We start from the raw sequence: 20,646 nt of genomic DNA, 5'->3' as shown, positions 1-20,646 counted from the left end.
AGTAATAGTTGTATTTACCAACTATCAGGAGTTGACCTTCATGCGCTCGCACCAGCTACGGCATGTCGCCGGACATCTGCTGACCCCACTGCTGATGTGTCTCGGCATGGCACTGGCCTATCTGGGCGCGTTCCATCAGCCCGAGCCGAACCATCTGAAGGTGGCCGTGGTTGGCACATCCGCGCGGGATATGGTGCTGGCGCAGACCATGAAGGACAAGGCCGGTGACGCGCTCGAGGTCGTCACGCTGCCCACCCGCGACGACGCCATCGCGCAGTTGCGCGACCGCACGCTCTCCGGCGCGTACATTCCCGACGCGCAACATCCCGAACTGCTTGTGGCCAAGGCCAATTCCGACACCACGGCAATGGCGGTCGAGTTGGTGTTCCGACAGGTCGCCGGAACGCAAGGCGTGCCGATGACGGTCACCGATATCACCCGGACTGCCAGTGGTGACCCCACCGGACAGGGTCTGTTCTTCCTGCTGGTCGCCCTGAGTATCGGCTCCTACGGCAGCGTCGCCGCGATAGGTGCTGCGGGTGCCGGACTGTCCATGCGGGTGCGCGCGGTGATCGGCCTGGCGACCTCGCTGGTGGTCAGCATCATCGGAATCGTGGTGGCCGCGCCGGTCTTCCATGTCGTCGACCACGATTACGCGGCGATCTGGGCGATGGGCTGGCTGTACTCGGCGGGCATCATCACTGTCGGTATCGGACTGCACACCTTTATGAAGCGCTGGACCACGCTCGCGCTGATGGTGCTGTTCGTGATGCTCAACTTCACCACCTCCGGCGGCATCTACCGCCCCGAACTGCAGAACGGCTTCTTCGGTTCGCTGCACGCCTTCTGGAACGGCGCGGGCTTCGTGGAGGGCGCCCGCAGCCTGCTGTACTTCGACGGAGGTGCGGGTTTCGCCGGCCGCATCGCGAGCCTGTTCGTGTGGCTGGCCGTCGGCGCGGTACTGCTCATGGTGGCCGCGCGACACGAACGCCGTAACTCCCCTGCGCCCGCCGCTTCCGTACAGCGACCCGCCGAGGCCGACGAGGAGATGGAAGAGGCAGTCGGCGTCTGATACCTGAGCGTTCGATTCGACCCACGTCACTTGGGGCGAATCTTTCGCGGTCGCGTCGCATTGCGGTCCGGGGCCAGGTACGATGATCGCATCGCCGCTCTGGCATTCGAATTCCGCAGAACCCGATTTATATGTAACCGTGAGTTACATATAAATGCATTGCCATCGCAGGATCGGGCATGAACTGCAATTTCACATGGCGCGCAACGTCTTCGAACACACCGAGTTGATCGGCGGCCCCTATCAGGTGCAAGATCGTGGATGTGTCGCGTGGCGGCGCCGGGTGGACGGCGATGGGCATGGAGGCACCGTGATCGAGGAGTCCGCCGTGCGTCCACATTCGCGCTCGCACTGAGGTCGAGCGGGGCATCGAGGCCCCACCGCATTTCCAGCACCCTTCGCGGAGCCACACGGCCCGTGCATCTTCCTCGAACAAGAGACGATCCATGGCATCAACCGACCTCGACGCAAACCGGGCGCGCGCCCTCGGACAGGAACTGGTGGCGATACACGACTGGCTGCGAACCGAACTCACGCGAATCCGCGCGGATGTCAGCGCCTATGCGGCAGGTTCCGAGCTGCGGCCGACGCAACTTCGCACGCACTGCACGGCATTCTGCGCCGCCCTGACCCGGCACCACACCGGCGAGGACACCGCGGGGTTCCCGGCACTTGCCGGCCAATTCCCCGAACTGGCCCCGGTATTGGCCGAACTGCGCACCGACCACCAACTGGTCGCCGATATCCTGCGCAGACTGACCGAACTGCTCGACTCGATCGGGCCGGACAATGCCGATACCGTACGGCGCGAACTCGATGGATTGGCCGCCATCCTGGAATCGCACTTCCACTGGGAGGAACGCAGGCTCGTGCAGGCTTTCGACGAACTCGAAATGGGTACCAGGACGGGCGAGGAACTGCTCGGCGTCACGGTCGCGGTGGATCGCATGCGGTCCGCTCGGGACTGAAGCAGCCACCAGATCAGGGGCGGGTACGGTATTACCGGCCGGACCGCGTAGACAGGGGCGAGGAAGCATCGGTGAAAGGTCGGGGCGCGATATGAATCAACCGTATTCGCACTGGTATGCCCAGAATTCGCCGGAGAACCTACCGCTGGCCGCCCACTACCGATCCGCCGACCCGATCACCTGGAACGGCAGCCTGATCTACCCGATGTACACCGAACAGGTCGGATCTGCGCCGATCCTGGTCACCATGAAGCTGCTGTCCGCGGCACCGCCCGCGGGTCTGCGCGGCCACGGAATCGGGCTGTCGGTGGTCGACGGGCACATCGGCATCGACGGTAGACGCCTCGCCGGGGTCGACGTATGGAGCGACGCCCTCGCCGACGGCGTCACCTTCGAGGTGGTCCCGACCGATCCGGGCGCACTGTTCTCGCTGACCCCGGTCTGGGTCGACGGGTTCGGCGCACAGAAATCCTGGTCCGGCAACTACGGCATCCTCATCGAACAACCACCGACCGGCCGAATCATCCTCTGGTGCAGTGTCGGCGAGGGCCCGCCGAATTTCGCCAACCTGGTGGTCGAGGTGGAAACCGCGAGTCTGCCCGCCGTCGCCGCCCCGACGCCCGTCGCCGCACCCCAACCGTCACCGCCCGCGGAACCGCGACCAGACATATCCGCGCAGCCGACGCCACCGACGCAGCCGCATCGCGCCGTATCTGTTGCCCCCGAGCAGCCTCCACTCCCTGAGCCGCAGCCGACACCTCCTGACCCCGAATTGGTGCGGTTCCCGGAACCAATGCAAACGGCGTTCGCCCGCCCCGAACTCCCGGCGGCCGAGCAGACCACACCGCTGCAAACCGCGCGCGCCCGGTTGGCGGAACCGTCAGTTGCGGAGCAGGTTCCGGTGATGCAGGAACGAGCGGCGGCTACCGATCACACCCCGCTCCCGGAACCACCGAAGCCCGAGCAATCCAAATTGCAAGAGCGCACCAAGGATGGCGAACGCGGCTATCGCGCCGCCCTCTACGATCTCGGCGTCGCCATGTTCGGCCGCGGCGAGGAAGAACAAGCCTGCGGTCTGTGGGCACAGGCCGCCGAGGCCGGGCACGCAGGCGCGGCCTACGACCTCGGCGTCGTTCTGTTCAATCGTGGTGAGCTCGGCGATGCCGAGCGCTGGTGGCGCACCGCGGCCGAGCGCCGCGAAGCACGCGCCATGACCGGACTCGCCGAGCTCCTCGAACGCCAGGGCAATCATGCCGAAGCCGAGATCTGGCGCGCCCGCATCGCCGAGGAAAAGACCGACGAACACGATCAATCGGTGAATTCGGCTTGAGTGGCAGCGGGATTCGCCGCCGGTCCGATCCCCACACTTGGTCGACCGAACCGGCCTCGACGAGCACTCGGCTTCGGGTGCCGAGCAGGTACTGCTTCAGTTCTTCGTGCTGACCGAATTTCACAGCACCCCGGCCCTGGCGCCGGGCGCGATAAATTAGTCGCGGACAGGTCCCGGGTGCTCTAGGTTTGCCCGTATGGCAGGCAGTCCTGGCTTGAACGGAGCGTGCGTGGTCCCCGCGTACTACGTGCGGCCCCGCGCGGCAGCCCGGCCTCTGCCCGCGCACTGCGCTGTTCCATCGATCTGATCGATTTCTCCAGTTCTGATCGAACTGAGATGGGCTGCGCCCCATAGTGTTCCGGCACGGTCCGGGCGAATCACCCATTCCTGATTCGACCACTCCGTTCGGAGGACACCCATGTCCCGCAATCGTTCGCTGCCGCATGCCCGGATTCCCTCCGGCAGCACCCGCAAGCAGCTGTCACAGAATTTCCTTACCGACACCGGCATCGCGGGGAGGCTGGTACGCGCGGCCGGTGTCGGCACCGATGACCTCGTCGTCGAGATCGGTCCCGGCGACGGGATGATCACCAGGCATCTCCTGAGCGCTGCGCGCCACATCCTGGCCTACGAAAAGGACCGCCATTACGCCGAGAGACTGCGCGCCCGCTATGCGAGCGACCGCCGAATTCAGGTGCATCACGCGGATATTCGCGATATCACTCCGCCCCGCGAACCATTCACGGTCATCGCCAATATCCCGTTCGCTGCGAGCACCGATATCTTGCGCTGGTGTCTCGCGGCATCGAGGCTGAGCTCGGCGACATTACTGACCCAACGCGAGTTCGCCCGCAAATACGCCGGGGACTACGGCCGCTGGACCAAACTCACCATTACCCAATGGCCCACCGTCACAATGGAATTGGGCACCCGAGTCGAACGCCACCACTTCCGTCCGATGCCACGGGTCGATGCTGCCGTTCTGCGGCTGCGCCGACGCGAACAACCACTGCTCGCACGAAAGGAACTCCGCGGCTACCACCAACTCGTGGAATTCGGCTTCTCCGGCCTCGGTGGTTCCCTCGCGGCCACACTGCGCCGGGTTCATCCGACTCACGAGGTTCGAGCGGCCTGCACCGTGGCCGGAATCGCCCTCGACGAACCTGTCGGCCTCGTCTCCCCGGACCGCTGGCTCACCCTCTACCAGGCATTGAGCTAGCAAATCAGTTGCCCAACTCGGCCGCCATCGGGGTATCGGTGGAGCTACGATGCGCAGATGGCGCACCCCGCTCCGCCGGTTCCGGGGGCGACGGTCGCTCCGGACCGCTCGCCGGGCGGTCCGCGCACCGGGGTCGCCGAGGTCGTCGAGCGATTCGCGCAGGCCTGGCGGGCGGCCCAGACGCCCCCGGATCTGCCCGCCTACCTACCGGACTCCCCCGCCATCCGCCGGGTGTCGCTGATCGAGCTGATCAAGGTCGACTTGGCGAACCGGTGGATGCGCGGCACCGAGCCCAAGCGCCTCGCCGAATACGTCGAGGACCTGCCGGAATTGCGAACTTGGCCACTGCCGCCGGATCTCATCTACGAGGAATTCCACGTCCGCAGGCGCGCGGGCAGTCCGGTGGATGTCGAGGAATACACCGCGGCCTATCCCGAAGAGGCCGAGCAACTCTCGGAGATGCTGGCCACCGACGATTACCGCAGCACTCTGCTGGCCGTCTACGCCGATCCGGCGGACCTCGACGAGATCGATGTCGGCCAGAAGATCGACGACTTCGACCTGATGACCGGGCTGGGGCGTGGCGCGTTCGCGCGAGTGTTCCTGGCCAGACAGCGCTCCATGCAGCGGCTCGTCGCGGTGAAGATCTCCCAGGACAAGGGCGCCGAACCACAGACCCTGGCCCAGCTCGACCACGACTACATCGTGCGGGTCTTCGACCAGCGGGTCCTGGAGAGTCGCCGCCTGCGCCTGCTGTACATGCAGTACGTGCCGGGCGGGACGCTGTTCACCGTGCTCGAGCGGGTGCGCAACACACCGGCGGCCGAACGCTCGGGCGCACTGCTGGTCGATGTCATCGACTCCGTACTCGCCGACAAGGGCGAGATCCGCCCCAGCGAATCCCCCGTGCGCGCCGAACTGGCCGAACTGTCCTGGCCGGAGACCATTGCCTGGCTCGGGCGCAGACTGGCCCAGGCACTGGACTACGCCGGACGCTGCGGAGTGCTGCACCGCGATATCAAACCGGCCAATGTGCTGCTGACCGCCGAGGGCGTTCCGAAACTCGCCGATTTCAATATCAGCTTCAGCGGCAATGTCTCCGGTGACAGCCCGGTCGCCTACTTCGGCGGCTCGCTGGCCTACATGTCACCGGAGCAGTTGGCCGCCGTGCACCCGGACAAAACGACAACGGCCGCCGACCTGGATACCCGCAGCGATCTCTATGCGCTGGCCGTCATGCTGTGGGAATTGCTCACCGGCCGTAAGCCTTTCGATGACGACAAGGTGACCGGCGGCGATCGCACCGCACTCGACGGCATGTTGGACCGCCGCTCGGGCAGTCCGCAATCGCTGCCGTATCAGGATCTTCCGGCCGATTGCCCGGTCGCGCTGCGCCGCGCACTGGTCCGCGCCCTCGACCCGGATCCGGATAAGCGGTGGGCGCGCGGAGCGGATATGGCCCAGCAATTCGATGTCTGCCTGGACGCGCGCGCCCGCGACCTGGTCGACCCGCCGCCGCACAGTTGGCGGTTGCGCGCCCGAGTGCTCATGCACCCCATCATGGCGCTGGCCATCGGCGTGCCGAATGCGCTGGCAATCCTGTACAGCTACAACCACAATCGCACGCTCATCATCGCCAAACTGGACGAGCAGGCGCAGCTGCGCTTCGACCAGATCGCCGTCGCCACCTACGGCATCTGCTTCCTGATCGGGATCATCGTCACCAATGTGCTGCTGGTCGATTTGTGGTCCATTTCGCGCGGGCTACGCAAGGGCAAGTCCTACGACGCGCCGACGTTGGCGCGCGCCCGCAGCGAGGCCCTGCAACTCGGTCGCCGAAATGTGTTGACCTGCTTCGCATTATGGGTATTGGCCGGTGTCGTCGTCCCGGTATCGGTGCAGGTCTCGGGCAATCACCTCACCGCCGAGGCCTATGTGCACTTCTTCATCACCCAGATCGTTTGCGGCGCGATCGCCATGGCCTACCCGTATTTCCTGGTCAGCTTCTATGCGGTGCGCAGCATCTACCCGATGTTCCTGCCGCACGGCGGACTCGGCGCCGCCGACGGTGTGCAATTGCGCCGGCTCGACCGCAGCAGCACCTACTTCCTCGCCATCGCCGCCGCGGTACCGCTGCTCGGCGTGGCGGGCGCGACGTTCATTCCCGCCGAGGATATTCCGGCGGTCATCGTGCCGCTGCGTGTGCTGTGTGTGGGCAGCGCGCTGGCATTCGTCGCCATCTACTGGTTGTTCCGGATGCTGGAACAAGACCTCGCCGCTCTGGAACGTATTGTCGCCCGCTGATCAGTCCGGCTGGATGAGCGTGCGCTCGAGAATCTTGCCGGTCGCACGCCCGATCACTTCGCGCGTCACCGGACGCAGATTCGGCCCGGTTATTGCCAGACGATTGCCTTGCGGCGCGTTACGGGCGAACCGAGTCCCGCGGGCCAGGTGGCACTGCACAATGTGATCTAGAAGTGCTTCGTGCACTGTCATTGCGCGAGGACTGGGGAACCGGGAGCGAATATGACCGCCAGAGCAGATCTAGAACAAGAGCTGGGCGGCACCGTCGCGGCCCTCGATCAACTCTCCGAGGCGGAATCCGCAGAGCTGCTGACCCTGTTCCGCGACGCGCGCAGGGCCGAGACGGCCGGACTCACCGAGGCCGTCGACGGACTGCTCGGTGCACTGCCCTGGCCGCTGAGCACCGCGGCGAAGAAGGTCATGTTCGGGAATCGGCTCGGCTGATGACCGACCTGGTGACGAGGGCGCAGCTGGTTCTGCTGGCCCGCACACTGCATGTCCCCGCCGAACGCCTGGTCCACTTGGAGAAACTCGGCGCCGAGCAACTGCACGAACTGCAACAACGCATGGCGCGCGCCCTTTTCGACGACCACTCCGCGACCTTCGGTCGGCTCAGCAAACTGGTGCCGATAATTCCGCTGAGCATTTCGATACCGCTGGTGCAGCGAGTCGTGCCGCCGATGATGGGCGGACGCGCCGCGGGTGCGGTCGGCATCGAACATCCCAAGAAGGCCGCGGAAGCCCTCGGGATGCTGGATCCGAAATATGCCGCCGATTGCGCGCCGTACATCGACCCACATACCCTCGGCCGGCTCGCCGAGGTCGCGCCGCCGGAACCGGTCGTGCGGGTGGCCAACGAGCTGATGCGCCGCAAGGACTATGTCACCGCCGGTCCGTTCCTCGGCTTCGCGACGACGCAACTGGTCCGTGCCATCGAGGCGGGCGTGCCCGACGACGAGGGCCTGATCCTTTCGGCGGCCTACGCCTACTCCGGCCCGAATATCAGCGCGATCGTGCGCCAACTGCTATCCGGGCCGCTGGATCGGATACCGCACATCCTCGCCACCGTCCTCGCCGGTTCCACCGAGCTGCGCCTGGCGGCGGTATCGGTCTTCGCCCGCTGCGACGAGGACGTGATCGAAGCGCTCGGCGACATCCTGCTCGATATCGGCCCGCCCGGAGCCATTACCGAACTCGCCGCCACCTTCATCGAGCACGGCGCGATCAACGACATGCTCCGCTTCACCGCATACCTGAGCCCGTCGGCGCTGGACACCTTGGCGGCCAACCCGATCACCGCGGAGCCAGCGGCGACGGCGGCGCTGGTCGCCGCGCTCACGGGGCAGAGCGATCCGATACTGTGGCGCGGCCTGCTCGACCTGGTCGAGCGCACCGACGCCGAGATCCAACGCCGAATCGGCACCCAGCTACTGGAATTGCCCGAACCAACCCTGACCGCGATACCCGGCGTCGCGACCAAGGGCCGGTTGTGGTCGACACTGCTGCGAGTCCTCGCCGTGGCCGATACCGACACCCAGGTCCGTCTCGGCGAGTTGTGGGCCAAGCTACCCGCCGACGATCGCACGGACGTCCAGGGTCGCGCCCGCGATCTCGGGCTCGCTACCCGCCTGGCGACACTCACCGTCACGCTGGACATCTACGGCTGATGCAACCAAAGGCATATGCGCGCAACCGGTCTCGGTGAGGCGACCCGAGACCGGTTGCGTCGCAGGCGGATTACACCGGTGTGAAGTCCCGGCTCGCGATATACGTCGGTCGCGGGGCCGGGGCGGCGAACGGCTCCACCAGCGTGTTCTCCACACTGTTGAACACCAGGAAGATATTCGACCGCGGGAACGGCGTGATGTTGTTCGACGAACCGTGCATGATATTCGAATCGAACAGCAGGGCCGATCCGGCGCTGCCGGTGAACTGGGTGATGCCGTACCGGTCCGCCAGCGCATTGATATCCGCGTGCGTCGGTACGCCGATCTCCTGCTCCTGCAACGACTCCCGATAGTGCTCGGCCGGCGTGCTGCCGGTGCACGGCACGAAGGTGCGGTGCGAGCCGGGCATCACCATCAGGCTGCCGTTGATCGGATAGTTGTTGGTCAGTGCGATGGACAGGCTGACCGCGCGCGGTGCGGGCATACCGTCCTCGGCATGCCAGGTCTCGAAATCCGAATGCCAGTAGAAGCCGGTGCCGCGGAAACCGGGCATGTAGTTCACCCGGCTCTGATGGATGTAGACGTCCGAGCCGAGCACCTGCCTGGCCAATCCGGCCACCCGGGATTCGCGCACCAGGTCGGCGATCGCGCCGCTGAGCCGGTGCACCTCGAAGACCGAACGCACCCGGTTCGAGGACTTCTCCACGATCACCCGGTCGTCGCCCTGCAGCGCCGGATCACCGGCGAGACGGTCGATTTCGGCACTGAACTCCGCGACCTCGGCGGGTGTCAACAGCTCTTCGACGATCCCGAAACCATTGGCATCGAAGGAGGTCAGTTCCTCGGAATCGACCGCCCCCCACACAGTGGGATCGGTCCGGTCCCGGTGCTCGCCTGCCGTGACGAGCCGAGTCGGGTAGCGATCGTCGGTCTGCACCAACGTCATTGCGCCTCCTATCCGCTTACCTGGGCCGCGACGAGCGGGTAGACGCCGTCGCTGTCGTGGACCTCCTGCCCGGTGACCGGCGGGTTGAACACGCACATCATCCGCATATCGGTACGTACCTCCAGGCGGTGGCGCTCGTGTCCGTCGAGCAGGTACATCGAGCCCGGCGCCAATTCGTAGCTGACGCCGTGGTCCAGATCCGTCAGCGTGCCCTCACCTTCGATGAGCCACACCGCCTCCACGTGGTAGCGGTAGTGGAACTCGTGCACGGTCCCGGCTTCGATGCTGGTCTCGTGGAAGGAGAATCCGACGCCGTCGCCGCCGAGCACGATGCGCTTGCTTCGCCAGCCCTGCCCCGCGACATCGCGTTCGGTGCCGGTGATCTCCGCGGTGCTGCGCACGATCATCTCAACGCTCCTGTCCGCAAACGGCGCCGATCGCGCCGGTCAGCACTCGCAGACCATGCTCGACCTCCTCGTCGGTCACCGTCAACGGCGGCAGCAACTTCACCACTTCGTCCAGCGAACCGGAGGTCTCCACCAGCAGCCCACGCTCGAAGGCGACCTGGCAGACCTTGCCGGCCTGGGAGGGATCGTCGAAGACCACACCGTGCACCAGTCCGCGACCCCGCGTCGAAATGCCCGGGAAGTACTCGGCCGCCTGGGTCAGGGCCGCACCGATCCGCTGCCCCTTGGCCTCGGTCGAGGCCTGCAGGGTGCCGTCGGACCAGAAGTGCTCGAGCGCGGCCTGTGCGGTGATGAAGGCCGGGTTGTTACCGCGGAAGGTGCCGTTGTGCTCACCCGGGGCCCAGACGTCGTGCTCCGGTTTGAACAGCACCAGGGCCAGCGGCAAACCGTAGCCGCCGATGGATTTCGAGAGCGTCACGATATCGGGGGTGATACCGGCGATCTCGAAGGAGAAGAACGGTCCAGTCCGGCCGCAGCCCATCTGCACATCGTCGACGATCAGCAAAATGCCACGCGCGGTGCACAATTCGGACAGATGCCGCAGCCATTCGGGCCGCGCGATATTCACGCCGCCCTCACCCTGCACCGTCTCCACGATCACCGCCGCGGGCCGGTCGAAACCGGACGAAGTGTCGTCGAGCACCCGCTCCATCCACTGGAAGTCGGCAGTCGTGTTGTCGAAGTAGCCGTCATAGGGCATATGCGCGGCATGCACCAGCGGCACACCGGCGCCGGCCCGCTTGGCGGCATTGCCGGTCACCGACAGCGCACCCAGCGACATGCCGTGGAAGGCGTTGGTGAAGCTGATGATCGTCTCGCGACCGGTGACCTTGCGGGCCAACTTCAGCGCGGCCTCGACGGCATTCGCGCCGGTCGGGCCGGGGAACTGGACCTTGTAGTCCAGGCCGCGCGGCGTGAAGACGGTATCGCGCAAGGTTTCCAGCAGGCCGCGCTTGGCCACGGTCGACATATCCAGGCCGTGGGTAATCCCGTCACCGGCGATGTAGTCCAGCAGCGGCTGCTTGAGCACCGGATTGTTGTGGCCGTAGTTCAACGCACCCGCTCCGGCGAAGAAGTCGAGGTACTCCTTCCCGTCCTCGGCGCGCAACCAACTCCCGGACGCGGTGGTGAACACCGTCGGCCAGGCGCGGCAATAGCCACGGACATTGGATTCGAGCTCCTCGAAAATGGTCGTCTCGGCGGTAATCATCGTCGATCCTCCTGCTTTCGGGCGGTGGGGGCGATCAAATAGAGGTCTTCGGCAGCGTGGCTGTCCGGGAAGAGTTCGGAATCGAACAGGGGGTATTTGGTCAGCTCGGCCGACCGGCGACGCGCCACCGAGGCGAACATCGCGATCGAGGCCGGGTTGTCCGGTGCGATCGTCGTCTCCAATGCCGAAACACCGGCGCCGGCCACGGTGTCGAGCAGCGTGTCCAGCAGCGCCGCGCCGAGGCCGCGTCCGCGCTGTTCGTGCTCGACCGCGACCTGCCACACGAACACCGTCTCCGGCGCCTGCGGACGCAGGTAACCGATCACGAATCCGACGACCCGGCCACCGACTTCGGCAACCACCGAGGTGCCCGCGAAATCACGACACCACAGCAGGTAGGCGTAGCTGGAATTGGTGTCGAGGACCTGCGAATCCTTGGCGATACGCCAGATCTGGGCCGCGTCCCCGACTCTCGGCGGGCGCAGCACCGGCTGCGTGTGCGGTCCGGAAATCGGTACGGCCGAAGGGTATTCGGTGACCGACGGTTCGATCGTCTTGGTGGACAAGGTGTGCAGTGACATACGTCTCCCTGGTCGGGTCTGCAGTACTTATCCAGGCTTACGAAGCAACTTTGAGGTGAACCTGTCGAACTCTTTGCGGTTGTATTACGAAAAGATCACAACCGCAGGCAGCGTCATACTTCGGTGCGACTGCGGCGTTGGTCACAGGCTCAGCGCTGGAGATCGAGTCGGTAGCCGAGACCTCGCACGGTGACCACGATGCGCGGCTCTGAGGCGTCGAGCTCGATTTTGGTGCGCAGGCGGCGCATATGGACATCGACGATCCGCTCATCGCCGAAAAAGCCGTCGTCCCATACTCTTTCGAGCAAAACGGTGCGGCTCAGCACCCGTCCCGGCGATTCCGCGAGTTCGCAGAGCAATTTGAATTCGGTGATGGTGAGCCGGATTTCGTCTTCGCCGCGGCGTACCGCACCACCGTCGCGATCCAGCACCAGTTGTCCGTCAGGGTGCGCGTCGAGTACGGCCTCGCGCGGCGCTTCGCGCTCCATGGTCAGACGTGCGCGGCGGCGCAACGCCCGCATGCGCGCGGAGATCTCCTTGATCTCGAACGGCTTGGTGACATAGTCGTCGGCTCCCGCCTCCAGCGCGGCCACCACATCATGGGTGTCATCGCGCGAGCTGACCACGATGATCGGCACGTCGTGCTCGCGGCGGATCTCCCTGATGCAATCGAAGCCGTCCATATCGCCGAGCATCAGCTCGACGATCATCACATCGGGAGCGCCATTGCTGCGCAGATATGTCAGAGCGTCCTCGGCCTCATGTGCCTCGGCAACGTCGTAACCCTCGTCTTCCATGGCCGTGCGCAGCGCGCCACGGACCACTTCGTCGTCGTCAACGATCATCAGGTTTGCGGTCAAGCCCTCATCCCTTGCAACCACGCGGACGCGACGCGACGCGGAGACTCGCGTACCCAGAACCGACGCGAAAGTCCGCACTTCGAGCACCATTGCCAACTGCTTGAATACCCGGACCGACCAATTGGTAAACGGCAGGTCACGGGCAGTCGGTTAGCGTCCGGCTACTCCACCCTGCGCAAGAAGACCCCATTTGTGCAAATTGCACGTGACATGCGACACATTTCGGCCAGTGTCACCATTCGTCCCGATGGGACTGTTCGAGCCGGTTGAAGTTGCTCGGTCCGCCGTCGGCCCTGCGGTCCTGATAGCGGAACATCAGCCGACGCGCGTCGAAGGTGGCGAACCATTCGTCCCAGCCCACCGCACGCAGCACCGCGCCACCGTACCCGGGGAAATCGAAGCGCAGGACGCCGAGGCGACCGTCGTACTCACTGCCGGGCATGGTGGCCGGTCGCGCACCGCGCTGCTCGGCCCACCGCCGGATCACTTCATGATTGCGGGTGACGAGGAAGCGGCCGGGCTGCTGCGGGCCCTCGCCGCGAACGACTGATTCCGGCGGTTTCTTCAGCGACCTGAAAGCCCCCGGTCCGGCATACGGATCTCGGGTGGCCGGTCGTCGCTGATCGTTCATGACGACCTCCTTGCGCGTCGGCATCAATAGTCCGGTTCCTCTTCGCGTACCCGCGTGCGACGCCGGGCAAACAGTGGATCCGATCACTACGAAACGCATTGCGCGACAATGCATTCCCGCCGTCCATCAGTCGCGTAGCGCGGCGGCGCGCAACTTCCCGAGCGTTCTGGACAGTATGCGCGAGACATGCATCTGCGAAACACCGAGCTGTTCGGCGATCTGGGACTGGGTCATGGACTCGAAAAAGCGCATGACCAGCACCTCGCGTTCCCGGTCGGGCAGTTCCTCGATCAGCGGCCGGACCGCAAGATAGTCCTCCACATACTGGTAGCTGGGCTCATCTTCACCGAGACTGTCCAGCAGCGGTTGCGGCGCGTTCTCGATGTCGTCGCCGGCCACCGCGTCGATCGAACTCGACTGATAGGCATTGCCCGCGATGAGCGCCTGGGTGACCTCGACCAGATCCACATCCAGCTCCGCGGCGATCTCGCGCGCCCTGGGCAACCGGCCCAGCCGCTGCGATAACGCCTCGATGGTCGGACCGATACTGAGCTGGATCTCCTTGGTGCGCCGGGGCACCCGCACCGCCCAGGTGTTGTCTCGGAAATGCCTGCGCACTTCGCCCATGATCGTCGGCACCGCGAACGACAGGAACGAGGAACCGCGTGACACATCGAAGCGGTCGACGGCCTGCACCAGACCCAATCGGGCCACCTGCAACAGATCGTCGAAGTTCTCGCCGCGCCCGGAGAATTTGCGCGCAATATGTTCGGCCAGCGGCAGGCACCGGCCGATCAGCTCCTCGCGCAACAGTTCTCGACGGTGATCGGCGGGGTCGATGGCGGCGATCTTTTCGAAGAGCGGCTCGATATTGTCGTAACTGTCGCGGTGCGCTCTCGAATCAGCCGCCATCACCACTCCGTGCCCAGCTGAAGTCGACGACAGTCGGATATCCGGAAACCACGCTGTCGAACGGCTCCTGCGCCGCCGAGATCGACTGTGTCAGCGTGCGGACGATATGCCAGCCGAATCCGGCTTGGCCGACCACCTTTTCCGACACCGCGACCGCGCCCACGCGCACGAACATCTCGTGATCGTTGTAGGTGAAATCGCAGTCCAAGATCGAGCCCGGTGTCGCCTCCAGGATCAACGAGGTAGCCACCTCGTCGAGCGCGAGCCGGATGTCGACCACTTCATCGATCGCGAAATCCGCTATGAGCGCGACGGTTTCGGCGAGCGCGCGCAGCATCGTCAGCTGCTCCAACTCGGCGGGGATACGAACCCCTATCGTCGTCGTCGTCTCCGCCGCGGACTGGGAACTCCACTCCCCCATGCCCATCACCACCTCTTTTCCTCCGAGCCGACCGGAACTTGCCTTCGAGTCGGGGGTCATTCGCGACTTACCCGGCCGGTCACCATCGAAACATCGCAACCGGTGTGGATTCGACTCAGTCGGCCTCGATCCGTTGATGGGCAGTCAACAGCAGATGGTCGAATCGCGTGCGCACTTCGGCCATCGAATCGGTCAGCGTGCCGAGATCGGCGATCAGCCGAGCGGCTAGTTCCCGCAGTTTGATGTTGGTCTCCTGGGAGCGCCAGCTCAGCACCCGGAACGCCTGTTCGGCGTTGACGCCGTAGACCAGCATCAACGCGCCCTTGGCCTGCTCGATCACCGCGCGCGCCGCATACAGTTCGGGCAGCGCGTCGTCGAGGGTCTCTTGCTGCCGCTCCTCGAGCGCGTCGGTGACATCGATGTAGTACCCCGATGTCCCGATCACCGTTTCCGACTCGTCGAGCATCTGATCGGCTACTAGGATCACATGGTGCACGCAACCGGACGTATCGATGATCCGGTGCCGGCTGGAGAACGGCTGCGCGTTTTCGATGGAGTTGGCCAGGGTGTCGGCGACCTGCGCCCGATCCTCGGGATGCTTATGCGATAACAGCAGTTCGGTGGTCGGTGTCACTGTTCCCGGCTCGTATCCATGCAACAGCGCGACCTCGTCGGACCACTCCCACCGCTGGTCGGCAAACCAGAAGTAGAACGTGCCGACGTTCTGCGCCTTACCCATGCCGATAACCCGACCCAACACCTGCGCCTGCTCGGGCGAAACCGATCCACTCTCCGTCACAGCGCAAGTATGGAGCGCGATCGTGCTCGGTGCCGGTATATCGGCCCGACCAGGGACTTAAGGCCCCTTATTAGGTGTCGAGTGCGGCACGCATCGTCGGGAAATCGCAACATACGGCGCGTACTCCAGTGATGGCGAGCACCCGCTCGATCTCCCGGCGCCCCGCGACGATCCGCACAGCGGGACCGCCGTGCGCGGCTCGCTGGGTGATCGCTCCGATGGTGGCCGCAACCCGAATACTCAGGAATTTGGTGGCGCGCAGATCGAGGACAACCGCATGGCATCGGGTCGTGACGGCGTGTTCGAGCATCGCGCGGAACTCCGGGAGTGCCGCCGCATCGAGTTCTCCTTCGGCGCGCACCACCACACACTGTTTACGGCGATCGACGCGTTGCGCCCAGAACCGGTTGCGTGGTCGGTCACCGGCCGGGTGCTGCCCGTTTGATCGGTGCTGAAGTACGGCAGACATCTAAACCTCCCATAGGGGATTCCGGTCCTGCGCGGCAGGATCGGATCGGCGGGAGGGCGGCGTATCGGTGGTAGATAGGACGCATCGGTTGTTGCCAACGCTGGGTGAGGTGTCGCTACGCGCTCCCGCTGGCCGAGTCCTGCGTGGTATGTCGTCACGTCGGACCCAGGGTCGGCTGTAGTCTCAACCTGGTTTTAGTCTGGCACGTCGGCTCGGTCCGATTCAACTATCGAAACTGTCACGGCCGTCACGCCAGCGCCACGGCGCCACCACCCAGGCCACCGCGAACAGCAGCGCGACCACCACACCCGCCACCGCACCGGCGATGGTCCCCGCCACGGTTGCCATCACCAGAGTCGTCGCACCGGTCAACGCGAGGCCGAGCAGCGCGATCCCTGCCATCGCGCAGCGGTGCGCGGCCGCCACGACATTGCCCAACCGATGGCGCCGAAACAGGATCCGGTGCCACGACACCGGCGCGACCAGGAACACCGTCGCACCCATAGCCGCGGAGACGGTGCCCAGATACAGCACCCGCATCAGCTGCGAGAGGGTGGTGAATCCGGCCTGGAACGGGAGGATCAGCAGGGCGCTGATCAAGAACTGCACACCGGTCTGCACGACCCGCAGTTCCTGCACCAGATTGGACCAATTGCGGTCCAGCCGTTGGGTTTCGGTCTCGTGTCTGGCGTTGCGATCCCATGCCTGATCATCTTTGGTCACGGCTGGGTCATCGCCTTTCGATGTCGTCGCCATGGCTGCTCCCGGGTTCGCGCTCTATGTTCGCGGCGTACCCGCGCCGGGCCCACATACACCCCGCGATCGTTGGTCACAGCGCCGCTGATTCGGTGTTCGACGCGCGGGTATGCCGGTGATGACGCCGATGCGCTCGGCGGCATCGTTTCGAGGAGGAGCGATCCATCATGAGAAACACCGGAACCTGCCGAGGCCGCATCGCCGCGGTAGCCGCCGCGGCCGCGCTGGCGGTCTTGGCGAGCGGCTGCGAGGAGGCCCAGAAGGCGGTGAACAAGGGCGGTGACACGCCCTGTAGCGAATTCGTCGCGCAGGACAAGGATAAACAGCGCATCACGGTGACCAAATTCCTCGAGCAGGAACGTAACGGCAATGCGCCGGCGACCAATGATCAGACCGTCGACGCCTCGATCGCCGCAATCGAATTGATGTGCCGGGCACAGGCCAATCCGGACACCCCTATCCGCAATGCCGACTTGACCGGCATCCTGGTGCCGAAGTAATCCCGGTGCCGAAAGTAGTGGGTTGCCGGACATATTGTCCGGCAACCCACTACTTGTCATGCGCAGCGATTATCGATAATCACTGCCCCTGCTGGTAAGCGCGCTGACGCTGTTCGTCGAGCTTGGCTTCGGCACGCTGCTTCTCGGCGGCCGCTTCCTTGCTGGCTGCTTCACGCTGTGATTCCGCCTTATCCTGCTGGGCTTTGCCTTCATCCCGCAGGTCGTCGTTTCCGAAGACTGCGCCGGCGGCCTCCTTGATCTTGCCCTTGGCGTCTTCGACGACGCCTTCGACACCTTCGCGGGGACCACTCTTGTGCTCGGACACGATATCTACCTCCGAATTATCGGTTTTCAGGTGGACATTCGCCGCATACCCCGGATCTGCCCGCTGAATCCGAACTCCGCGTTTTCATCGTGGATTCCGGAAATTCTTGCCGCATATCGGGATGTTTCGGCGGTGTGGCAGCGGTTATCGCCGGAGCATGAGGTCCCTGTGGTTGAACGATGCCGAGGTGCCGGCGCGACTGCGGCTCACGCCGGGGCTGCGGTTCGACACCGTTGTGATCGGCGCTGGGCTCACCGGCCTGGTGACCGCCCTGCTGCTGGCCGAGAGCGGTGTGGACGTGGCGGTGCTGGAGAGTAAGCGAGTCGGGGCGGGCACCACCGGTGCCAGTACGGCGAAGGTCAGTCTGTTGCAAGGGATCCGAGCGCAGCGCATCCGCGGTCGCCACGGCGATCGAGCGCTGAGCGACTATGTCGAGGCCAATCGCGAGGGGCAGCAGTGGCTGTTGCGCTACTGCGCGGAGCATTCGGTGCCCGTGCAGCGCGTCCCGGCACTCACTTACGCTCAGTCCAAGGCTGAAATATCCGCTGTGCGAAGGGAATACGAGGTGACACGGGCCGCTGGGCTGGCCACGACGCTCGTCGAGGAGCTGGATGTGCCGTTCCCTGTGCACGGTGCGGTCCGGCTCGATAATCAGGCTCAACTCGATCCGATGGCACTGCTTGCCAGTTTGGCCGCCGATATCGAATCGCGCGGCGCGCCGATCTTCGAATCCACCCGGGCCAAGGGCGTGCACAGCGGCGAGCACGGCCAGTTGGTGATCGAAACCGAGCACGGCGATCTGGTCGCGCGCACGATCATTCTGGCAACCGGCACACCGATACTCGATCGCGGCGGCTTCTTCGCCCGGCTCACCGCCGAGCGCTCCTATCTGAGCGCCTTCCGGGTCGCCGAGCCGATCCCGCACGAAATGTTCATCAGCGCGGGCGAGTCCACTCGGTCGCTGCGCTACACCCCGGGACCCGATGGCACCGAACTGCTGCTGGTCGGCGGCAACGGCCACGTGGCCGGGCGCACGGATGCGGCGAGCCGCAGGGTCGACGAGTTGATCGCTTGGACACAGCGGTGTTTCCCCACCGCTGAACCGCTGCAGAGCTGGTCCGCGCAGGACTATCACCCGGTCGACGAACTGCCGTACGTCGGTCCGCTGCTGCCCGGGCAGAATCACATCCTGCTCGCCACCGGCTACGCCAAATGGGGTTTGACGAACGGTGTCGCAGCGGCCTTGGCACTCGCGGGCCGGATCAATGGCAAACCACCGCGGTGGGCCGATACCTTCGCAAGCTGGCGTCCGAGTGAGCTGAAGTCGATTCCCGCCGCTGTATTCGCCAATAGCTCTGTGGCCCAGCAACTTTCCTTCGGCTGGTTGCGTATGCTCGGCACCGGCCTCGGTGCAGCGCCTGCCGAGGGCAGCGGCCGCGTCGAACGCCACGGGCTGCGACCGACCGCCGTATGCACTGTCGACGGCGCCACCACCGAGGTATCCGCGGTCTGTCCGCATCTGAGCGGCATCGTGCGCTGGAACGATGCGGAGCAATCGTGGGATTGCCCACTGCACGGCTCCCGGTTCGCCGCCGACGGCACTCTGCTCGAAGGTCCGGCAACCGACTCGCTGACGCCGATTTCCGGCCCGTTCCCCTGCCCCGGATCTCGTGAGTTGTGACCTGGGCCTGGTGGTTCGGGATCGCCTCTGGGTCAGTAGGCCGATATACGGTCGGGCCGAACACATCTCGGTGATCGCGTGATCCCCCTCGCCGAGCCTGCATCCGAGCGTGGGCTGAATCCGAGGTGACTGTCCGGCACTACGGTCCGCGTAGCCGGGGACGGACAGCATTCGATCACCATCCTGACCGAGCGGCGACTCCTGGCGGGTCCCTGGATACAGATCCGGCGAATCTCGGCAAGTCACGAAGGCGGATCTCGTGTTGCCCTATGATTGCTTCTTGTTGCGATCCAGATGGCCGTATCTAGCCGGCGAGGGTGAACGATCTGATCGATCAACGATTTCACATCGGCCCGTGTTGCTTGCTGTTTGTTTGCCAATACTCGGTCACAACTTCGGGAGGTTGTCATGCACGATTCGCGCGACCAGTTCGCTGATCTGTCCGAGGTCAGGATGTGCTTCCGTGACGAGGGTGATCCGTCAGGGGAACCGCTGCTGATGATCATGGGGCTCAGCTCCCAGCTGATCCACTGGCCCCAGGAAATCGTCGACCACCTCGGTGAGCGCGGCTACCGGGTGATCCGTCCCGACAACCGTGACAGTGGTCTGACCGAGTGGAAGACCACCCCGAGCCAGTACTACCTGCGGGCGATCGCCCGAGATGCTGTCGAACTGCTCGACCATCTCGGCATCGAGCGGGCGCACGTCGTCGGCGCCTCGTTGGGCGGGATGGTCGCCCAGCTACTCGCCATAGAGCACACCCCGCGGGTGCTGTCGTTGTGCTCGATCATGAGCACGCCGCACTTTCTCATCGGCATGCCCGGTGGGGACGTGCTCGAGGAACTGACGAAACCGATGCCGCCGGATCGTGAGGCCGCGATCGAGCAGATCACCGACCTGTACACGCTCATCGGCTCGAAGACCTACGCCGACCGTGAGAGCCGCCGCGCGCTCGCGACCCAGGCCTACGACCGTGCACGGCACCCTGACGGCGCGGCGCGCCAGGTCACCGCAGCCCTGATCGCTCCCGACCGCAGGAGTCGCCTCCAGCGGCTGCAGTTGCCCGCGCTGGTCATTCACGGTGCCGAGGACACGCTCATCAAGATCGCCGGCGGCGAGGCCACCCACGCCGCGATCCCCAACTCGACCTACCTGCCGTTCGACGCGATGGGCCACGACTTGCCCGAGCCGCTGTTCGATCAGATCGTCACGGCAATCGCCGAAAACGCGGCCCGGCGTCCCGCGGTCGTGTGACGGGAGTCGTAGTCCGCTCTCGGTAGCTGAGACGCGATGGACGGCGGAAAGTGACCGTGTTCGGGCCGGGGTCGTCGACTGGTCCGGCGGTCACGATCCGCCGTCCGTATCGCGGGACCGACTGTCTCGCGGAGCACCATTGAGGTCGACGCAACGGCATCCTGAAGGTTAGCTAGGAATTTGATCGACGGCGGGGCACAATATTTGCAGGGATATTGCAGGGTGGCCTTTGGTCTTCGGCAAATCACTTCGCCTACCGATTGAGGGGCGAAAA

At 65.0% G+C, this 20,646-nt stretch carries 23 protein-coding genes; 10 read left to right on the top strand and 13 right to left on the bottom strand.

Annotation, left to right across the window (positions count from 1 at the left end; translation table 11 throughout):
• Positions 1-40: 40 nt before the first annotated feature.
• The 5 genes from ACZ60G_RS12270 (at position 41) to ACZ60G_RS12250 (ending at position 6,893) form a co-directional block, all read left to right on the top strand.
• Positions 41-1,072 carry an ABC-2 transporter permease gene (locus ACZ60G_RS12270; RefSeq protein WP_465809740.1) on the top strand — a complete coding sequence of 344 codons (1,032 nt, stop codon included), beginning with the start codon at positions 41-43 and terminating at the stop codon, positions 1,070-1,072.
• A 446-nt stretch (positions 1,073-1,518) separates the two neighbouring features.
• Positions 1,519-2,040 (top strand): hemerythrin domain-containing protein, encoded by a 522-nt coding sequence (locus ACZ60G_RS12265; protein WP_465809738.1) that lies wholly within the window; start codon positions 1,519-1,521, stop codon positions 2,038-2,040.
• A 91-nt stretch (positions 2,041-2,131) separates the two neighbouring features.
• Positions 2,132-3,370 (top strand): tetratricopeptide repeat protein, encoded by a 1,239-nt coding sequence (locus ACZ60G_RS12260; protein ID WP_465809736.1) that lies wholly within the window; start codon positions 2,132-2,134, stop codon positions 3,368-3,370.
• A gap of 418 nt (positions 3,371-3,788) precedes the next feature.
• A complete protein-coding gene (gene erm, locus ACZ60G_RS12255) occupies positions 3,789-4,589 on the top strand; it encodes a 23S ribosomal RNA methyltransferase Erm (protein ID WP_465809734.1) in 801 nt (266 codons plus the stop codon).
• A 57-nt stretch (positions 4,590-4,646) separates the two neighbouring features.
• Positions 4,647-6,893: a serine/threonine-protein kinase gene (locus ACZ60G_RS12250; RefSeq protein WP_465809733.1), complete on the top strand. Its 2,247-nt coding sequence runs from the start codon at positions 4,647-4,649 to the stop codon at positions 6,891-6,893.
• Here ACZ60G_RS12250 and ACZ60G_RS12245 read toward each other — a convergent pair whose 3' ends face one another.
• Positions 6,894-7,085: a hypothetical protein gene (locus ACZ60G_RS12245; RefSeq protein ID WP_465809731.1), complete on the bottom strand. Its 192-nt coding sequence runs from the start codon at positions 7,083-7,085 to the stop codon at positions 6,894-6,896.
• A 30-nt stretch (positions 7,086-7,115) separates the two neighbouring features.
• Here ACZ60G_RS12245 and ACZ60G_RS12240 point away from each other — a divergent pair, with 30 nt between their 5' ends.
• Positions 7,116-7,337 (top strand): hypothetical protein, encoded by a 222-nt coding sequence (locus tag ACZ60G_RS12240; protein WP_063045065.1) that lies wholly within the window; start codon positions 7,116-7,118, stop codon positions 7,335-7,337.
• Positions 7,337-8,560 carry a hypothetical protein gene (locus tag ACZ60G_RS12235; RefSeq protein ID WP_465809729.1) on the top strand — a complete coding sequence of 408 codons (1,224 nt, stop codon included), beginning with the start codon at positions 7,337-7,339 and terminating at the stop codon, positions 8,558-8,560. The genes ACZ60G_RS12240 and ACZ60G_RS12235 overlap by 1 nt, the downstream gene beginning before the upstream one ends.
• Positions 8,561-8,630: 70 nt before the next feature.
• On the opposite strand, the gene thpD is transcribed toward ACZ60G_RS12235, so the two are convergent.
• From thpD to ACZ60G_RS12180, 11 genes are all read right to left on the bottom strand, one after another.
• Entirely contained in the window at positions 8,631-9,506 is an 876-nt protein-coding gene (thpD, locus tag ACZ60G_RS12230) for an ectoine hydroxylase (RefSeq protein WP_465809728.1), read from the bottom strand.
• 8 nt (positions 9,507-9,514) lie between these two features.
• Positions 9,515-9,913, bottom strand: coding sequence for an ectoine synthase (locus ACZ60G_RS12225; RefSeq protein WP_040690649.1), 399 nt, complete (start codon positions 9,911-9,913; stop codon positions 9,515-9,517).
• 1 nt (position 9,914) lies between these two features.
• On the bottom strand, positions 9,915-11,183 hold the full coding sequence (gene ectB / locus ACZ60G_RS12220; protein WP_465809726.1) for a diaminobutyrate--2-oxoglutarate transaminase: 1,269 nt from the start codon (positions 11,181-11,183) through the stop codon (positions 9,915-9,917).
• Positions 11,180-11,764 carry a diaminobutyrate acetyltransferase gene (gene ectA, locus ACZ60G_RS12215; RefSeq protein ID WP_465809725.1) on the bottom strand — a complete coding sequence of 195 codons (585 nt, stop codon included), beginning with the start codon at positions 11,762-11,764 and terminating at the stop codon, positions 11,180-11,182. The genes ectB and ectA overlap by 4 nt, the downstream gene beginning before the upstream one ends.
• Before the next feature lie 149 nt (positions 11,765-11,913).
• The gene (locus ACZ60G_RS12210; RefSeq protein ID WP_433527195.1) at positions 11,914-12,624 is read right to left on the bottom strand and encodes a response regulator; all 711 of its coding nucleotides are present in this window, start codon (positions 12,622-12,624) and stop codon (positions 11,914-11,916) included.
• Between the two features lie 232 nt (positions 12,625-12,856).
• Positions 12,857-13,255 (bottom strand): hypothetical protein, encoded by a 399-nt coding sequence (locus ACZ60G_RS12205; protein WP_245721181.1) that lies wholly within the window; start codon positions 13,253-13,255, stop codon positions 12,857-12,859.
• A gap of 126 nt (positions 13,256-13,381) precedes the next feature.
• Positions 13,382-14,167: an RNA polymerase sigma factor SigF gene (locus ACZ60G_RS12200; RefSeq protein ID WP_465809723.1), complete on the bottom strand. Its 786-nt coding sequence runs from the start codon at positions 14,165-14,167 to the stop codon at positions 13,382-13,384.
• Positions 14,157-14,648 (bottom strand): anti-sigma factor, encoded by a 492-nt coding sequence (locus ACZ60G_RS12195; RefSeq protein WP_465809721.1) that lies wholly within the window; start codon positions 14,646-14,648, stop codon positions 14,157-14,159. Before ACZ60G_RS12195 ends, ACZ60G_RS12200 begins: the two co-directional genes overlap by 11 nt.
• Positions 14,649-14,703: 55 nt before the next feature.
• Positions 14,704-15,387: a PAS and ANTAR domain-containing protein gene (locus tag ACZ60G_RS12190; protein ID WP_465809720.1), complete on the bottom strand. Its 684-nt coding sequence runs from the start codon at positions 15,385-15,387 to the stop codon at positions 14,704-14,706.
• Positions 15,388-15,457: 70 nt separating this feature from the next.
• Positions 15,458-15,856, bottom strand: coding sequence for an STAS domain-containing protein (locus ACZ60G_RS12185; RefSeq protein ID WP_465809718.1), 399 nt, complete (start codon positions 15,854-15,856; stop codon positions 15,458-15,460).
• Positions 15,857-16,078: 222 nt separating this feature from the next.
• Complete coding sequence (locus ACZ60G_RS12180) at positions 16,079-16,612, bottom strand: DUF6328 family protein (RefSeq protein WP_465809716.1); 534 nt, start codon at positions 16,610-16,612, stop codon at positions 16,079-16,081.
• Between the two features lie 167 nt (positions 16,613-16,779).
• Between ACZ60G_RS12180 and ACZ60G_RS12175 the strand changes: the two genes are divergently transcribed.
• Positions 16,780-17,112, top strand: coding sequence for a hypothetical protein (locus ACZ60G_RS12175; protein ID WP_465809714.1), 333 nt, complete (start codon positions 16,780-16,782; stop codon positions 17,110-17,112).
• A gap of 79 nt (positions 17,113-17,191) precedes the next feature.
• Here the strand turns inward: ACZ60G_RS12175 and mbp1 are convergent, their stop codons facing one another.
• Entirely contained in the window at positions 17,192-17,437 is a 246-nt protein-coding gene (gene mbp1 / locus ACZ60G_RS12170; RefSeq protein ID WP_433603138.1) for a microaggregate-binding protein 1, read from the bottom strand.
• 157 nt (positions 17,438-17,594) lie between these two features.
• Between mbp1 and ACZ60G_RS12165 the strand changes: the two genes are divergently transcribed.
• Both ACZ60G_RS12165 and ACZ60G_RS12160 read left to right on the top strand, forming a co-directional pair.
• Positions 17,595-19,118, top strand: coding sequence for an FAD-dependent oxidoreductase (locus ACZ60G_RS12165; protein WP_465809712.1), 1,524 nt, complete (start codon positions 17,595-17,597; stop codon positions 19,116-19,118).
• A gap of 408 nt (positions 19,119-19,526) precedes the next feature.
• Positions 19,527-20,372 (top strand): alpha/beta fold hydrolase, encoded by an 846-nt coding sequence (locus ACZ60G_RS12160; RefSeq protein WP_465809710.1) that lies wholly within the window; start codon positions 19,527-19,529, stop codon positions 20,370-20,372.
• Positions 20,373-20,646 lie beyond the last annotated feature (274 nt).

Source organism: Nocardia sp. NPDC102475, from assembly GCF_055584605.1.
The sequence above is the reverse complement of the archived record's forward strand: the minus strand, read 5'-3'. Positions and strand labels throughout refer to the sequence as shown.

Coding starts and splice junctions, on each gene's coding strand:
- ectB (WP_465809726.1), bottom strand. CDS start 11,183: ATGATTACCGCCGAGACGACCATTTTCGAGGAGCTCGAATCCAATGTC.
- ACZ60G_RS12250 (WP_465809733.1), top strand. CDS start 4,647: ATGGCGCACCCCGCTCCGCCGGTTCCGGGGGCGACGGTCGCTCCGGAC.
- ACZ60G_RS12260 (WP_465809736.1), top strand. CDS start 2,132: ATGAATCAACCGTATTCGCACTGGTATGCCCAGAATTCGCCGGAGAAC.
- ACZ60G_RS12205 (WP_245721181.1), bottom strand. CDS start 13,255: ATGAACGATCAGCGACGACCGGCCACCCGAGATCCGTATGCCGGACCG.
- ACZ60G_RS12240 (WP_063045065.1), top strand. CDS start 7,116: ATGACCGCCAGAGCAGATCTAGAACAAGAGCTGGGCGGCACCGTCGCG.
- ectA (WP_465809725.1), bottom strand. CDS start 11,764: ATGTCACTGCACACCTTGTCCACCAAGACGATCGAACCGTCGGTCACC.
- ACZ60G_RS12160 (WP_465809710.1), top strand. CDS start 19,527: ATGCACGATTCGCGCGACCAGTTCGCTGATCTGTCCGAGGTCAGGATG.
- ACZ60G_RS12265 (WP_465809738.1), top strand. CDS start 1,519: ATGGCATCAACCGACCTCGACGCAAACCGGGCGCGCGCCCTCGGACAG.
- ACZ60G_RS12185 (WP_465809718.1), bottom strand. CDS start 15,856: ATGTCTGCCGTACTTCAGCACCGATCAAACGGGCAGCACCCGGCCGGT.
- thpD (WP_465809728.1), bottom strand. CDS start 9,506: ATGACGTTGGTGCAGACCGACGATCGCTACCCGACTCGGCTCGTCACG.
- ACZ60G_RS12225 (WP_040690649.1), bottom strand. CDS start 9,913: ATGATCGTGCGCAGCACCGCGGAGATCACCGGCACCGAACGCGATGTC.
- erm (WP_465809734.1), top strand. CDS start 3,789: ATGTCCCGCAATCGTTCGCTGCCGCATGCCCGGATTCCCTCCGGCAGC.
- ACZ60G_RS12165 (WP_465809712.1), top strand. CDS start 17,595: ATGAGGTCCCTGTGGTTGAACGATGCCGAGGTGCCGGCGCGACTGCGG.
- ACZ60G_RS12270 (WP_465809740.1), top strand. CDS start 41: ATGCGCTCGCACCAGCTACGGCATGTCGCCGGACATCTGCTGACCCCA.
- ACZ60G_RS12175 (WP_465809714.1), top strand. CDS start 16,780: ATGAGAAACACCGGAACCTGCCGAGGCCGCATCGCCGCGGTAGCCGCC.
- ACZ60G_RS12245 (WP_465809731.1), bottom strand. CDS start 7,085: ATGACAGTGCACGAAGCACTTCTAGATCACATTGTGCAGTGCCACCTG.
- ACZ60G_RS12180 (WP_465809716.1), bottom strand. CDS start 16,612: ATGGCGACGACATCGAAAGGCGATGACCCAGCCGTGACCAAAGATGAT.
- ACZ60G_RS12200 (WP_465809723.1), bottom strand. CDS start 14,167: ATGGCGGCTGATTCGAGAGCGCACCGCGACAGTTACGACAATATCGAG.
- ACZ60G_RS12195 (WP_465809721.1), bottom strand. CDS start 14,648: ATGACCCCCGACTCGAAGGCAAGTTCCGGTCGGCTCGGAGGAAAAGAG.
- ACZ60G_RS12235 (WP_465809729.1), top strand. CDS start 7,337: ATGACCGACCTGGTGACGAGGGCGCAGCTGGTTCTGCTGGCCCGCACA.